Origin of the sequence: Agilicoccus flavus (genome assembly GCF_014857905.1) — a bacterium.
Classification (GTDB): Bacteria; Actinomycetota; Actinomycetes; order Actinomycetales; family Dermatophilaceae; genus Agilicoccus; species Agilicoccus flavus.
This window is the reverse complement of record NZ_JACYXE010000002.1, coordinates 323,884-337,892: the sequence shown is the minus strand read 5'-3', so window position 1 is coordinate 337,892 and position 14,009 is coordinate 323,884. Positions and strand designations below refer to the sequence as shown.

Here is a 14,009-nt window from a genome sequence, read left to right as displayed (position 1 = left end):
CCGGATCCGCCAGAACCCGCCGAAACCCGACAGAAAGCCCGCCTGGTCCGTCCGGGCGGGCTTTCCGTCGTCCACGCGTTCGGCCGGGCGCGCGGCTCAGGCGTCGATGCCCGCCGCGGCGCGGGCGTCGAGGGCCAGGCGGACGACGTCGGCGGCGCCCCCGATCGAGTCGAGGGCGGTGACGATCGCCCCCTGGGCGGCGTCGGCGGCGGTCAGGGCCGCCACGACGACCTCACCCGGCAGGTCCGTGAGGACGACGGCGCCGGTCACGGCGTCGGCGAGGCGCTCGGCGAGCTGGGGGCCGCCCACCGCCGGGTCGAGTCCGTGGACGCGAAGCAGGGGGACGCCGGCCTCGAGCGCGAGGGTCCGGGAGACCGTGTAGGCGGGCGGGTCCTCGACGACCGCCCGGTCGGCGAGCAGGACGATCACCGGCCGCGCCGGGACGTGCGCGGCCCACGCGGGGGCGGGCCACTGCTCGGCCGTGAGGCCGTAGTGGACGTGGTCCCGCCACGCCTCGCGCCCCTGTCCGTCCGCCAGCCACAGGTAGGCCGGTTCGCTGCCGCGGCGCCGGAACCCGATGCTGCGCAGCATCCCCGCCGAGCGGACGTTGCCGGGCTGGACGCCGGCGTCGAGACGGTGCAGCCCGAGGCCGCGCGGCTCGCCGGTGAAGGCGAGGTCGACGACGAGCCGTAGCCCCTCCGCGAAGAGCCCCCGGCCCGCGTACGGGTCGTAGCTGTCGTAGCCGATCCAGCCGCCGAGCTGACGCCGACGCACGATGTTCGTCACGTTGACCTTGCCGACGACGTCGTGATCGCCCTCGGGCTCCGACGCCCGGATGAGGAACGTGCGGTGCACGCTCGACTGCATGCTCAGGTGGTAGGCGAGGTCGCCCGGGTTGACGGGGTTCCAGGGGGCGAGCCGTTCCCGCGACGCCTCGACCGCGCGACGGTACGGGGGGATGTCGGCCCCCTCCGGTGTGTGCACCCGGACCCGCGCGCCCGTCGCGGACAGCGGCGGCATGTGCCGGATCTCACGCGGCACGGACGGGTCCCGGGTCGGTCGTGGTGGCGTCCACCTGCTCGTTCACCGGCCCAGATAACCACGATCCGGATTCTCACACCGCCCCGCCCCCGGGTGAGAGGAGGAATTGACGGCGGCGCAACGTCGGCGTCATCGCCGGTGACGGGGCCGTTCCTAGCGTCGGAGGCAGACCCGCCCACCTTCGGGCGAGTGCTCGCAGCAGACACAGAACAGGGATCGCCCGTGAACGCCTCCCCCGCCCCTCGTCCGGCCGACGTCGGCTCGCCCGGGTCGACGCAGGACCCGACCTCGGCCGCCCGGTCGACCGCGACCACGACCTCCGCGCCGACCACCCCCGCGCTCGACCACCGCGCCGGCCGCTGGCTGCACCACTGGAACCCGGAGGACCCGGCGCAGTGGGCCGGCGCCGGCAAGGCGATCGCCCGGCGCAACCTGGGCGCCTCCGTCTTCGCCGAGTTCCTCGGGTTCGCCGTCTGGGCCTCGTGGAGCATCGTCGTGCCGCAGCTCAACGGGGTCGGCTTCCAGCTCACCGTCGACCAGATGTTCTGGCTCGTCTCGGTCCCGTCGCTCGTCGGCGCGGCCCTGCGCCTGCCGTACACGTTCGCGGTCCCGCTCTTCGGCGGCCGCAACTGGACCGTCGTGTCGGCGCTGCTGCTCCTGCTGCCCGCCCTCGGCCTCGCGTGGGCGAGCACCGAACCGAGCACGCCGTTCGGCGTCCTGCTGGCCGTGGCGGCCCTCGCCGGCGTCGGCGGCGGCAACTTCGCCTCCTCGATGGCGAACATCAGCTTCTTCTACCCCGAGGCCGAGAAGGGAAAGGCGCTGGGGCTCAACGCCGCCGGCGGCAACCTCGGCACCGCCGCGGTGCAGTTCGCGGTGCCGATCGTCATCACGATCGGCGCGGGCGTCCACCTCGAGCGGGCCGGCCTCGTCTTCGTCCCGCTCGTGCTGCTCGCGGCGGCCCTCGCGTGGACGCGCATGGACAACATCGCGGGCACGACCTCCGACCTCGGCAGCTTCGCGGGGGCGGCCCGCCACCCGCACACGTGGATCCTCTCGCTGGTCTACATCGGCACCTTCGGCTCGTTCATCGGGTTCTCGGGCGCCTTCCCCACCCTGCTCAAGAGCCAGTTCCCCGAGGTCGGCCTGTCCATCGCGTTCCTCGGCGCCCTCGTCGGGTCGGTGGCCCGGCCGCTCGGCGGGATGCTCGCGGACCGCCTCGGCGGGGCCGTCGTCACCGTCGCGTCGCTCGTCGCGATGGCGCTCGGCACCCTGGGCGCGATCGTCGGCCTGCGCGGGCACTCGTTCGTCCTGTTCTTCCTCGCCTTCATGTGGATGTTCGTCTTCACGGGCATCGGCAACGGGTCGGTGTACCGCATGATCCCGGCCGTGTTCCGCGCGACGGCGCCCGACACGAGTCCCGCCGGCCTCCTGCGCTCACGCAAGGCGGCGGCCGGCTGCATCGGGATCGCCGGTGCCGTGGGGGCCCTCGGCGGCTTCCTCATCCCCCGCGGTTTCGCGCTGTCGAACAGCATCTCGGGCACCCTGCAGCCCGCCCTGTGGCTCTTCATCGGCTGCTACCTCCTGCTCGGCGCGCTGACGTACGCGGTGTACGTCGGTGGCCACCGGAAGGGCCGGCTGCCCGTGATCTGAGCCGTGGGTGCTGCTCTCGAGCCCTCCTGCCCGACCGACCCCGACCGCCCCCGCGCGCCGGCGGCGCCCCTGAAGGGACCACCCATGGCCGACACCCACTGCCCGTACTGCGCGCTGCAGTGCGCGATGAGCGTGACGCCGACCGCGGACGGCGTGCAGGTCGCGCCGCGTGACTTCCCGACGAACCGGGGCGGCCTGTGCCAGAAGGGGTGGACGAGCGCCGCGGTCCTCGACGTGCCCGATCGGCTGACGACGCCGCTGGTGCGCGGCGGGGACGGCGAGTTGCACCCCGTCGGGTGGGACGAGGCGCTCGACGTGGTCGTCGCGCGGCTGCGCGAGACCTGGGCGCGCCGGGGGCGAGACGCGGTCGGCGTCTTCGGCGGCGGGGGTCTGACGAACGAGAAGGCGTACACGCTGGGCAAGTTCGCGCGGGTGGCGCTGCGGACCCGGTACGTCGACTACAACGGTCGGTTCTGCATGTCGTCGGCGGCGGCCGCGGGAAACCGGGCCTTCGGGCTCGACCGCGGCCTGCCGTTCCCGCTGACCGACCTCGGCGGCGCGCAGGCGGTGCTGCTGCTCGGGAGCAATCTCGCCGAGACGATGCCGCCGTGCGTCGCCCACCTGGCCGGGGCGCGGGCGGCGGGTGGGCTCGTCGTCGTGGACCCGCGCCGCACGCCGACGGCGGCGCTCACCGACGACGGCGCGGGCATCCATCTGCAGCCGCTGCCGGGCACCGACCTGCAGTTGCTGCTCGGCCTGACCCACGTCGTGTGGGCGGAGGGCCTCGCCGACGAGGCGTACCTGGCGGAACGAGTCAACGGCGCGGACGCGGTGCGCCGGGAGGTGGCCCAGTGGTGGCCCGAGCGGGTCGAGCGGGAGACGGGGGTGCCGGCGGAGCAGGTCCGGGCGGCGGCCCGCCTCCTCGCGGCGGCGGCGCCGGCGCGCGGCGGCGGGGGCGCCTACGTGCTCACCGGCCGCGGCGCGGAGCAGCACGCGCACGGCACCGACACCGTCACCGCGGCGATCGACCTCGCGCTGGCCCTCGGCCTGCCCGGCGTGGTCGGCAGCGGCTACGGCTGCCTCACCGGGCAGGGCAACGGCCAGGGCGGGCGCGAGCACGGCCAGAAGGCCGACCAGCTGCCCGGCTATCGCTCGATCGAGGACCCGGCCGCTCGCGCCCACGTCGCGGGCGTGTGGGGCGTCGACCCCGACGACCTGCCCGGGGCGGGGGTGCCCGCCGTCGCCATGCTCGACCTGCTCGGGCGGCCCGACGGCCTCGCGGCGCTCTTCGTCCACGCCTCGAACCTCGTCGTGTCCGCACCCGACGCCACCGCCGTCGCGCGGCGGCTGGGTGAGCTCGACCTGCTCGTCGTCTGCGACGTCGTGCCGTCGGAGACCGCGCGCCTCGCCGACGTCGTCCTGCCCGTCACCCAGTGGGCCGAGGAGGACGGCACGATGACCTCGCTCGAGGGTCGCGTCCTGCGCCGCTCCCGCGCCGTCGCGCCGCCCTCCGGGGTGCGGTCCGAGCTGGAGATCTGGCACGACCTGGCCGCCCGCCTCGACGCCCCCGGCACGTTCTCACCCGACCCCGACGAGGTGCTCGCCGAGCTCGCCGCCGCCTCGGCCGGCGGGCGCGCCGACTACGCGGGCGTGACCGGCGAACGCGCCGCCGCGCAGGCCCTGTACTGGCCGGTGCCGGCCCCCGGCCACGACGGCACGCCGCGCCTGTTCCTCGACCGCTTCGCCACCCCCGACGGGCGGGCGGTGATGCACCCGGTGCGGGCGGCCGCCGTGGCGGACGACCTGCGCGAGGACGCCGAGCTGTACCTCGTGACCGGGCGCGTCCTGGCGCACTACCAGTCGGGCGCGCAGACGCGGCGGGTGCGCGAGCTCACTCGCGCGGCGCCGCGCGGCCACGTGCAGATCCACCCCCTCACGGCGCACCGCCTGGGCATCGAGGAGGGCAGCGACGTGCGGGTCACCTCCGCGCGCGGCACGAGCGTCGTGCCCGCCCGCCTGTCGGACGACATCCGCGCCGACACGGTGTTCATGCCCTTCCACTACGCGGGCGCCGAGTCGGCGAACGCCCTGACCAACCCCGCGGTCGACCCGATCAGCGGGATGCCCGAGTTCAAGGTGTGCGCCGTCGACGTCGCCCCCGCCGACGCGGAGCGGCCCGCCGCTCCACCGCCTTCGGAGGTCTTCGCGTGAGTGCGACCCCGCCCCCGCACCTGCCCCGGCACCGCATCGTCGTCGTCGGGCACGGCATGGTCGCGGCCCGGTTCCTCGACGAGCTCGACCGGCGCGTGCCGCCCGGGTTCTGCGAGGTGACCGTGCTCGGCGCCGAGCCTCACGCCCCGTACAACCGGCTCCTGCTCTCGGAGGTCGTCGCCGGCCGCGCCGACCTGCACGGGCTCACCCTCCCCGACGCGCCCCGGGACGTGCGGGTCCTCGCCGGGGTGTCCGCGCGCCGGATCCGCCGCGGCGAGCGGGTGGTGGAGGACGACCGCGGTGGACGGCACGGCTACGACACCCTCGTCCTCGCGACCGGGGCGCAGCCCCGCGTGCCGTCGCTGCCCGGGCTGACCGGGCCGACCGGGCCGACCGACCGGGCGGATCCGGCCGACCTCCCCCGCGGGGTGCACGCGCTGCGGACCCTCGACGACTGCCGCGAGATCCTCGCGGCGGCCGGGGGCACCCGCCCCGACGGGTCGCCGCGACGGGCCACGGTCCTCGGCGGCGGGGTGCTCGGGCTCGAGGCCGCCCGGGGCCTGGCGGCCCGCGGCCTCGCGGTGACGATCGTCCACTCCGGCGCCCACCCGATGGACCGTCAGCTCGACGCAGCCTCGGGCGCGGTGCTGCGACGCTGCCTGTCCGACCGCCGCATCCGGATCGCGACCCGGGCGCGGGCGCAGGAGGTCACGGTGAGCGACGGCGCCGTCTCCGGCGTGCGCCTGGGCGGGGGCCGACACGTCGAGACCGACCTGCTCGTCCTCACCGCGGGCGTGATCCCCCGCACGGACCTCGCCGAGTACGCCGGGCTCGACGTCGACCGGGGCGTCGTCGTCGGCGCCGACCTGCGCACCCCGGCCGACCCCCGGATCGCGGCGATCGGCGACTGCGCCCGGACCCCCGACGGCTGGTCCGGTCTGCTCGCGCCCGGCTGGGAGCAGGCGGGCGCGCTCGCCCGCGACCTCGCCGCCGCCCTCGGCGGGGAGCCGACCGTCGGCCCGGGCGGGCCCTCCTCGGGCCGGAGGGTCGGAGCCGCGGCCACGGACGTCGTTCGACTCAAGGCCGAGGGCCTCGACGTCGTCGCGTTCGGCGCCGTGCCCGACGACTGGGGCCCGGACGACGACGAGACCGACGCGGCCGGCCCGACGGGCGCCGGCGCGGCTGCCGAGGACGTCGGCGCCTCCGTGGAATCGGCCGGTTCCGGAGGATCGGGCGGGTCCGGGGCGTCCGCCGCCGTGTCGGCGGCGCCGCGGGTCGTCACCCTGCTCGACGTGCAGGGCCGCCGCAGCCTGCGCCTCGCCGTGCGCGACGGTCGCCTCGTGGGCGGTGTCCTCGTGGGCGCGGGCGCGCTCGCGGCCGACCTGCTCGTCGCCTACGAACGCGGCACCGCGATCCCCCTCGACCCGGCGCGGTTGCTGCTCAAGGGCGGTGGCGGCGGGGTACCGGTCGCGACGAGTCCCGCCTCGATCCCCGGGTCGGCGACGATCTGCCGCTGCAACGGGGTGACGAAGTCGGCGATCGTCACCGCCTTCGAGCACGGCGAACGCACCCTCGCCGGGGTCGCCGGCCGCACCCGGGCCACGACCGGGTGCGGCGGGTGCACGAGCGCCGTCGAGGGCATCCTCGAGTGGCTCGAGGCCGCCGACCCCGCCCCGCCGCCCGGGGCACGGGAGGAGACCCCCGCGGCCCTGACCCCGGCCCCGAGCGGGGCGTGACCGGGCCGCGAACGCGGCGCCGTGCGCGGGTCTCCCGGATCGAAGAACCGTACCGACGACATCGTGCGGGGTCGGGGCGCCGCCACCCAATGTCGGACCAGGTCAGCGAGGTGCTCCTCGTCGAGGGGGCCGCCCGTGTCGTCCGCACGGTTCGTCGTCGGCCCGCACACGCCCGCCCGCCGGGCGTGAGGACCAGTTAGCACCGCCGAAACACGCTCCGCGGGTTCGCGAAACACCCCGTTCCTACCGTCGAGAACGACGAACAGCCCTGAGACCAGGGCAGACGCCCCCGCGACGGAGCGAGGACCCCCGTCCTGCGAGAGGAAACCCCCATGCCCGGAACGCCCCAGCACCTCGTCGTCGTCGGCGGCGGCATGGTCGCCCAGCGCCTCGTCGAGGCCCTGCGCGCCCGTGACGCCGACGGCGCCTGGCGCGTCACCCTCCTGGCCGAGGAGCCCCGCGCGCCGTACGACCGGGTGGCGCTGACCTCCTACTTCAGCGGTCGCGACGCCGAGGAGCTCGCCCTCGGCGACCCGGAGCTGTGGCGCGACCCGCTCGTCACGCTCCGGCGCGGCGTGGCCGCGACCCACGTCGACCGGGCGTCCCGCACGGTGACGACGTCGCGCGGCGACGTCCTGACGTACGACCACCTCGTGCTCGCCACGGGGTCGTACGCGATGGTCCCGCCCGTCGAGGGCAAGGACCACCGCGGCTGCTTCGTCTACCGCACGGTCGACGACGTGGCCGAGCTGCGCGGCTTCGTCGCCGAGCGCGAACGCGACCTCGGCCGCGCGCTGCGCGGCACCGTCATCGGCGGCGGCCTGCTCGGGCTCGAGGCGGCCGGTGCCCTGGCGGCCATGGGCGTCGACTCGACCGTCGTCGAGTTCGCGCCGCGCCTCATGCCGGTCCAGGTCGACGAGGGCGGCGGCGAGGCGCTGTCGCGGCTCATCGGTGCGCTCGGGGTGAACCTGCGCCTCGCCACCGCGACGAAGGCGGTCAAGGCGAAGCGTGGTCTCGTCGACTCGATGACGTTCGCCGACGGCGAGTCGATGAAGACCGACGTCGTCGTCTTCGCGACCGGCGTGCGCGCCCGCGACGAGCTGGCCCGCGAGGCCGGTCTGCCGATCGGCGAGCGCGGCGGCGTCGTCGTCGACTCCGTGTGCGCGACGGAGGACCCGGCCGTGTCGGCCATCGGCGAGGTCGCCTGCATCGAGGGTCGCGTGTGGGGTCTCGTGGCCCCCGGGTACGCGATGAGCGAGGTCGTGGCGGACCGCCTCCTCGGCGGCGACGCGACGTTCCCCGGGGCCGACACCGCGACGAAGCTCAAGCTGCTCGGCGTCGACGTCGCCAGCTTCGGGGACGCCTTCGCCGCGGAGGCCGGCAGCCTCGAGGTCGTCTACGCCGACCCGGTCGCCGGGGTCTACAAGAAGCTCGTGCTCTCCGACGACGCGCGCACCCTGCGCGGCGGCATCCTCGTCGGCGACGCGAGCGCGTACGCGAGCCTGCGCCCCATGCTCGGGCGGGAACTGCCCGGCGACCCGGCCACCTACCTCATGCCCGAGGGGGCGCAGGCCGACCCCCACGCGAGCGCCGCGCTGCCCGACGACGTCGGGGTGTGCTCCTGCAACAACGTCACCGCCGGCACGATCCGCTGCGCGGTCTCCCAACAGGGCTGCACCGACCTCGCCGAGGTCAAGGCCTGCACGAAGGCGGGCACGAGCTGCGGCTCCTGCCTGCCGTTGGTCAAGAAGCTCGTCACCGCGGAGCTGGAGAAGTCGGGCCTGGAGGTGAGCCGGGCGCTGTGCGAGCACTTCGACGTGAGCCGCGCCGAGCTGTTCAACATGGTCCGCGTCACCGGCGAGCGCACGTTCAGCGAGATCATCGACCGCCACGGCCGCGGCCGCGGCTGCGACGTGTGCAAGCCGACGGTCGCCTCGATCCTCGCGAGCCTGGGCACCGGCCACGTCCTCGAGGGCGAACGGGCGAGCCTGCAGGACACCAACGACCACGTGCTCGCCAACATCCAGAAGGACGGCACCTACTCCGTCGTGCCCCGGATCGCCGGCGGCGAGGTCACTCCGGAGGGGCTCATCGTCATCGGCGAGATCGCCCGCGACTTCGGCCTGTACACGAAGATCACCGGCGGTCAGCGGATCGACATGTTCGGCGCGCGGATGGAGCAGCTCCCCGAGATCTGGCGGCGCCTCGTCGACGCGGGCTTCGAGTCGGGGCACGCCTACGGCAAGTCGCTGCGCACGGTGAAGTCGTGCGTCGGCTCGACGTGGTGCCGGTTCGGCGTCCAGGACTCCGTCGGTCTGGCCGTCGACCTCGAGCTGCGCTACCGCGGGCTGCGCTCCCCGCACAAGCTCAAGGTCGGGGTCTCCGGGTGCGCGCGCGAGTGCGCCGAGGCGCGCGGCAAGGACGTCGGCGTCATCGCGACCGATCAGGGCTGGAACCTCTACGTCGGCGGCAACGGCGGCTTCACCCCGCGCCACGCCGTCCTCTTCGCCGAGGACCTCGACACCGAGACCCTCGTGCGCACCATCGACCGCTTCTTCATGTACTACATCCGCACGGCCGACCGGCTCCAGCGCACGGCCCCGTGGCTCGAGGAGATCGAGGGCGGCGTCGACCACGTGCGCGGCGTCGTGCTGCACGACAGCCTCGGCATCGCCGACGACCTGGACGCCGCGATGGCCGCGCACGTCGAGAACTACAGTGACGAGTGGGCCGACGTGCTGAGCGACCCGGTCAAGCTCGCCCGGTTCGGCTCGTTCGTCAACGCGCCGACCACCCCGGACACCGACCTCGCCTACGTCACCGAACGCGGTCAGCGTCGACCGGCCCGCGCCGAGGAGGTCGCGGCGGCCCGGGAGGGAGACACCGACGTCGACGTCCGCGACATCGCCGGCGAACCGCTGGGCCCCGTCCTCATCGGCGGCCCGAGCATCCCCGTCCGGTCCTGACCGCCCCGCAGCACGAGGAGAATCCCGTGAGCATCGCCACCGACCCCACGACGGCCCCCGCCCGCGGCGCCGACGGCGCCACCGACGTCTGCGCCCTGTCCGACCTGCTGCCCGAGCGGGCCGCGGCCGCCCTCGTCGACGGGGTCCAGATCGCCCTCGTGCGCCTGCCCGACGACTCCGTCCACGCCGTCGGCCAGCACGACCCGTACTGCGGCGCGAACGTCATGTCCCGCGGCCTCGTGGGGTCGACGTGGGTCGACGGCGTCGAGGTCGCCACCCTCCAGTCCCCCATGTACAAGCAGGCGTTCGCCGTGGCCACCGGCCGGGCGGTCGCCGACCCGTCGGTGCGGCTGGGGTCGTGGGAGGTGCACGTCCGCGACGGGCGGGTCCTCGTCGGCGCGTGCACGGAGGCGCCCGCCGGCCCGGGGGCGGCGGGCGCGCTCGACGCGATCGCGGACGCCGACGCGGCGGCCCGCGGTGTGGTCGACTCGTCCTCATGACGCGCGAACCCCTGCAGGACCAACTGGGCGGCTTCCGCATCCTCGTCACGGCGCACCGGCGGGCCGCCGAGCTGGGCGCCGCGCTCACGCGGCGCGGCGCCGAGGTCCTCCACGCGCCGGTGCTCTCGATCATCCCGCACGTCGACGACGACGAGCTGCTCGCCCGCACCGAGGACCTGCTCGCCGACCCGCCCGACGTCGTCGTCGTCACGACGGGCGTCGGGTTCCGGGGCTGGATCGAGGCGGCCGACGCGGCGGGACGCGCCGCCGACCTGCAGCGCGTCCTCGAGGGCGCCCGCATCGTCGCCCGCGGCCCCAAGGCCCGCGGTGCGATCCAGGCCGCCGGGCTCGTCGCCGACTGGGTCGCCGAGTCGGAGACGTCCGCCGAGATCCGCGACCTGCTCCTGTCGGAGGGCGTCGACGGCGTGCGCATCGCCGTCCAGCACCACGGCGCCGGCGCCGACGGGCTCGACGAGGCGCTGTCGGCGGCGGGGGCCGTCGTGCGGCCGCTCGTCGTCTACCGCTGGGGGCCCGCCCCCGACCCGGAGGCGGTGTCCCGCGGGCTCGCCGACGTCGCGGCCCGCCGGGTCGACGCCGTCGTGTTCACCTCCGCCCCGGGTGCGCACGCGTTCCTGGTCGCCGCGGCCGACGCGGGACTCACCGGCGACGTGCTCGCGGCCCTCGAGCCGCGGGGTCCCGTCCTCGCGGCCGCCGTGGGACCCGTCACCGCCGCCCCTCTCGAGGCCGTGGGCGTCGAGCCGCTCGTGCCCGACCGGTACCGGATGGGCGCCCTCGTGCGCGAGGTCGTCGCCGAGCTGTCCGCCCGGTCGGGCGCCGGCGTCGACACCCCGGACGGCCGGCTCCTCGTCCTGCGGCACGCCGCGCGGCTGGGCGGGCACGCGCTCGCCCTGTCCCCCGGCGGCCTGGCCGTCCTCCGGCTCCTCGTGGAGGCGAACGGCGGGGTCGTCACGCGCGCGGCGATCCTCGCGGCCCTCCCCGGCGAGAGCACCGACCCCCACACGGCGGAGGTCGCCGTCGCCCGGCTCCGCGAGGCGCTCCCGCGCCGCGACCTCGTCCGCACCGTCGTCAAGCGCGGCTACCGCCTCGACCTGCCCACCCCGGCACCCGCCGCTCCCTGAGGACGTCCCCGATCCGCCACCCGCGCCGCGGGCAGGCTCTGATCGCCTACGGAGCCGGGCGGGTCGGCGGAGCCGTCGTGGCGGACTCCGGCCGACGCCGGAACCACGCCGCCAGAAGGGCGCCGGAGATGTTGTGCCACAGCGAGAACACGGCGGCCGGGAGCGCGGCGCCGGGCTCCAAGTAGGTGCCGGCCAGGCTCGCGGCGAGACCGGAGTTCTGCATGCCGACCTCGATGGCCGTCGTCCGCGACGCCCGTTCCGGCTGGCGCGCGAGGCGGGCGAGCCCGTACCCGAGGAGGTAGCCGAGCCCGTTGTGGAGGACGACGGCGATTAAGACGACGAGCCCCGCGGAGATCACGCGGTCGGCCGAGCCGCCCACGACCGCCGCGACGATGAGCGAGATCGCCGCCACCGAGACCCACGGCAGGGCCGGCAGGACGCGGTCGATGACGCGCGGCAGCACCAGGCGCAGGACCAGACCGGCGACGACGGGCACGAGGACCACCTGCAGGATCGACATGGCCATCGCCACGCCGTCGACCTCGAGGTAGGTGCCGGCGAGCCACAGCACGAGGAGCGGGGTGAGCAGGGGGGCGAGCAGCGTCGAGACCGTCGTCATCGCCACCGACAGGGCGACGTCCGCGCGGGCGAGGTAGGAGATGACGTTGGACGCCGTGCCGCCGGGGGCGCAGCCCACGAGGATGAGGCCCGCCGCGAGCACCGGGTCCAACCCCAGGAGCGTCGCGATGCCGAGACCGAGCAGGGGCATGACGAGGAACTGGGCGACCACGCCGATGAGCACCGGGATCGGGCGCGACGCGACGAGGGCCAGGTCGCGCGGGGTGAGGGTGAGCCCCATCCCGAACATGACGATCCCCAGCAGGGGCGTCACCGCAGGCGCGAGGCCCTTCGCCGCGGGAGCGAACACGTACCCGAGGATCCCCGCCGCGAGGATGAGCAGGGGGAACACCGTGACCGCGAGCCGCGCGCTGCGGTCCTCCGCGGTCGGGGCGTCGGGGGGTGAGGAGACGGCGGGAGACGTTCGGGACATGCGCACGATGCTGCCCCATCGTCTCGCCCGTCGATACGCCGGTCTCTCCTGGCGGACACCGGGGCCCCGATGACGGGTGGGGTCGCGCCGACGGCAGTGTCTTGGTCACGCGGTGCGCGGTGTCGCCGGCGTCGTGAGGTCGGCTGTCAGCGAGGCGCGGGGCGGGTCCGGCCGGCGGCCCACCAGGCGGCCGCGAGCACGAGCACGCCCAGGGCTCCGACGAGGGCCGCCACCCACTGGTCCCCCTCGTACCGCATGAGGTTCTGGACGACGAACGGGCGGCTCGCCGCGAAGACGAGCGAGGCGGCGACCACCGCCACGACCGCGCGGGACCGCTGCTGCGGCCGGCCCAGTCGACCGGCCACGAGCAGGAGCGAGAAGGAGACGAGGGCCAGCGGCACGAGGCCGAGGCCCCACCGGTCCCACATGAGCGGGCCGGTGATCTCCGCGCCGATGAGCGGGATGAGGTTGAGGACCGCGCCGGCGCCGGCGCCGACGGCGCCGATCCCCCCGGCCGTGAGGGCCGCGAGGAGGGCCCATCCGCGCCGCGGCTCGGCGGCGAGCAGCACGCACGCGCCCGCGATCCCGACGTGCTCGACCACCGCCAGGACGGGCAACGCGGCGACGGGCTCGGCCATCGGATCCGCGCCGACGCCGGTGAGGGCCGCCGTCGCGGCGGCCGCGGCGGCCGCCAGGGCCGACCCGAGAAGGCACACCGCGGCGGCGCGGCGGGTCGTACGCGACCGGCCCGTGTCGGTGTCGGGCACGACCGGACCGGCCGACCCGGGTCCGCGGGCCGCGCGCCCGGGGAGGGCGCGCCGGTCTCGGGCCACCGACCACAGGAGGACGGCCCCGGCGCCGGCGAGGGCCAGGCCGGAGAAGACGTGCGTCCCGACGGGGTCGTCGTGGCTCTCCGACACCGCACTGAGGGTGAGGAACTCGACGAGGAGCGTCGACGCGGCGAGGCACGCGACGACCGCCGGCAGGACCCGCGTCCGGCGCGGCGCCGCCTCGCGCGACCCGGCCAGGAGCGCGAGAGCGAGGAGGAGAAGCCCGGCGCCCAGGCCCAGCTGCCCGGCGCCGATCACGTACTCCACCGCACTCGACCGCCCGCTGGGGGACGGCACCCCGTCGACCCGGGCGGCGAGCCACTGGAGCGCAGGACCGCCGACCCCGGCGGCACCGAGGAGCAGCCCCGGGGCAGCGGCCCAGCGGGACCGCCCCCGCCAGGGCAGGAACACGAGGAACAGCAGGCCGAGCGCGGCGAGGAGCTGCCCCCCGACGACGAGCTCGGCCGACCCGGGCGGGACCATGACCCGCTCCCCCACCCAGAGCGGATTGGCGTCGCCGTTCTCGCGGGCCTCCGGGACGAGCAGCCGGTCCGGCCCCCACCAGCGCAATCAGCCCCCGGCCGCCGTCGCCAGGCCACCGAGGAGGAGCGCGGTGCCGCCGCCCCACCAGGCCGCGGCCGGGCCCGCGCCCCGGGCGTCCGGCGGGTCCGGTGGGCTCACCGGGACGGAGGCCCCGGACGGCCTCTGCCCGCCGACGGACGACGCGTCGGACGACGGTGTCGGCGTCACGGCCTTCGAGCCGGAGATCGTGGACATGTCGGGCCCCCCGTCGGGCACCGGGCGGCGCCCTCGGGCACATCGTGGACCACCCACCGGGCCGGGCGCCAGGCAGTGCGTGCCCCGGCCGCCGACCGTTCGCCTCGT

The 14,009-nt window shown here is 76.0% G+C and carries 10 protein-coding genes; 6 read left to right on the top strand and 4 right to left on the bottom strand.

The genetic code is table 11. The annotated features are described in order from the left end of the window. Positions 1-96: 96 nt before the first annotated feature. Complete coding sequence (locus ICW24_RS04960; RefSeq protein ID WP_226344606.1) at positions 97-1,020, bottom strand: GNAT family N-acetyltransferase; 924 nt, start codon at positions 1,018-1,020, stop codon at positions 97-99. A 243-nt stretch (positions 1,021-1,263) separates the two neighbouring features. Between ICW24_RS04960 and ICW24_RS04955 the strand changes: the two genes are divergently transcribed. From ICW24_RS04955 to ICW24_RS04930, 6 genes are all read left to right on the top strand, one after another. Further along, positions 1,264-2,691, top strand: a complete 1,428-nt coding sequence (locus ICW24_RS04955; protein WP_226344605.1) for an MFS transporter — start codon at positions 1,264-1,266, stop codon at positions 2,689-2,691. 84 nt (positions 2,692-2,775) lie between these two features. Continuing rightward, positions 2,776-4,902 carry a molybdopterin oxidoreductase family protein gene (locus tag ICW24_RS04950; RefSeq protein ID WP_226344604.1) on the top strand — a complete coding sequence of 709 codons (2,127 nt, stop codon included), beginning with the start codon at positions 2,776-2,778 and terminating at the stop codon, positions 4,900-4,902. Next, positions 4,899-6,638: an FAD-dependent oxidoreductase gene (locus ICW24_RS04945; RefSeq protein ID WP_226344603.1), complete on the top strand. Its 1,740-nt coding sequence runs from the start codon at positions 4,899-4,901 to the stop codon at positions 6,636-6,638. Before ICW24_RS04950 ends, ICW24_RS04945 begins: the two co-directional genes overlap by 4 nt. Before the next feature lie 332 nt (positions 6,639-6,970). Beyond that, complete coding sequence (gene nirB, locus ICW24_RS04940) at positions 6,971-9,604, top strand: nitrite reductase large subunit NirB (protein ID WP_226344602.1); 2,634 nt, start codon at positions 6,971-6,973, stop codon at positions 9,602-9,604. Positions 9,605-9,630: 26 nt separating this feature from the next. Beyond that, positions 9,631-10,104, top strand: coding sequence for a nitrite reductase (NAD(P)H) small subunit (locus ICW24_RS04935; protein ID WP_307781292.1), 474 nt, complete (start codon positions 9,631-9,633; stop codon positions 10,102-10,104). Beyond that, on the top strand, positions 10,101-11,243 hold the full coding sequence (locus ICW24_RS04930) for a uroporphyrinogen-III synthase (RefSeq protein ID WP_226344601.1): 1,143 nt from the start codon (positions 10,101-10,103) through the stop codon (positions 11,241-11,243). Before ICW24_RS04935 ends, ICW24_RS04930 begins: the two co-directional genes overlap by 4 nt. Positions 11,244-11,289: 46 nt before the next feature. On the opposite strand, the gene ICW24_RS04925 is transcribed toward ICW24_RS04930, so the two are convergent. The 3 genes from ICW24_RS04925 to ICW24_RS04915 all read right to left on the bottom strand — a co-directional run bounded on the left by ICW24_RS04925 (position 11,290) and on the right by ICW24_RS04915 (position 13,901). Next, a complete protein-coding gene (locus ICW24_RS04925; protein WP_226344600.1) occupies positions 11,290-12,294 on the bottom strand; it encodes a bile acid:sodium symporter family protein in 1,005 nt (334 codons plus the stop codon). A gap of 146 nt (positions 12,295-12,440) precedes the next feature. After that, a complete protein-coding gene (locus ICW24_RS04920) occupies positions 12,441-13,694 on the bottom strand; it encodes a hypothetical protein (protein WP_226344599.1) in 1,254 nt (417 codons plus the stop codon). Further along, positions 13,695-13,901 (bottom strand): hypothetical protein, encoded by a 207-nt coding sequence (locus ICW24_RS04915; RefSeq protein ID WP_226344598.1) that lies wholly within the window; start codon positions 13,899-13,901, stop codon positions 13,695-13,697. It abuts the gene before it with no gap. Positions 13,902-14,009: the final 108 nt, after the last annotated feature.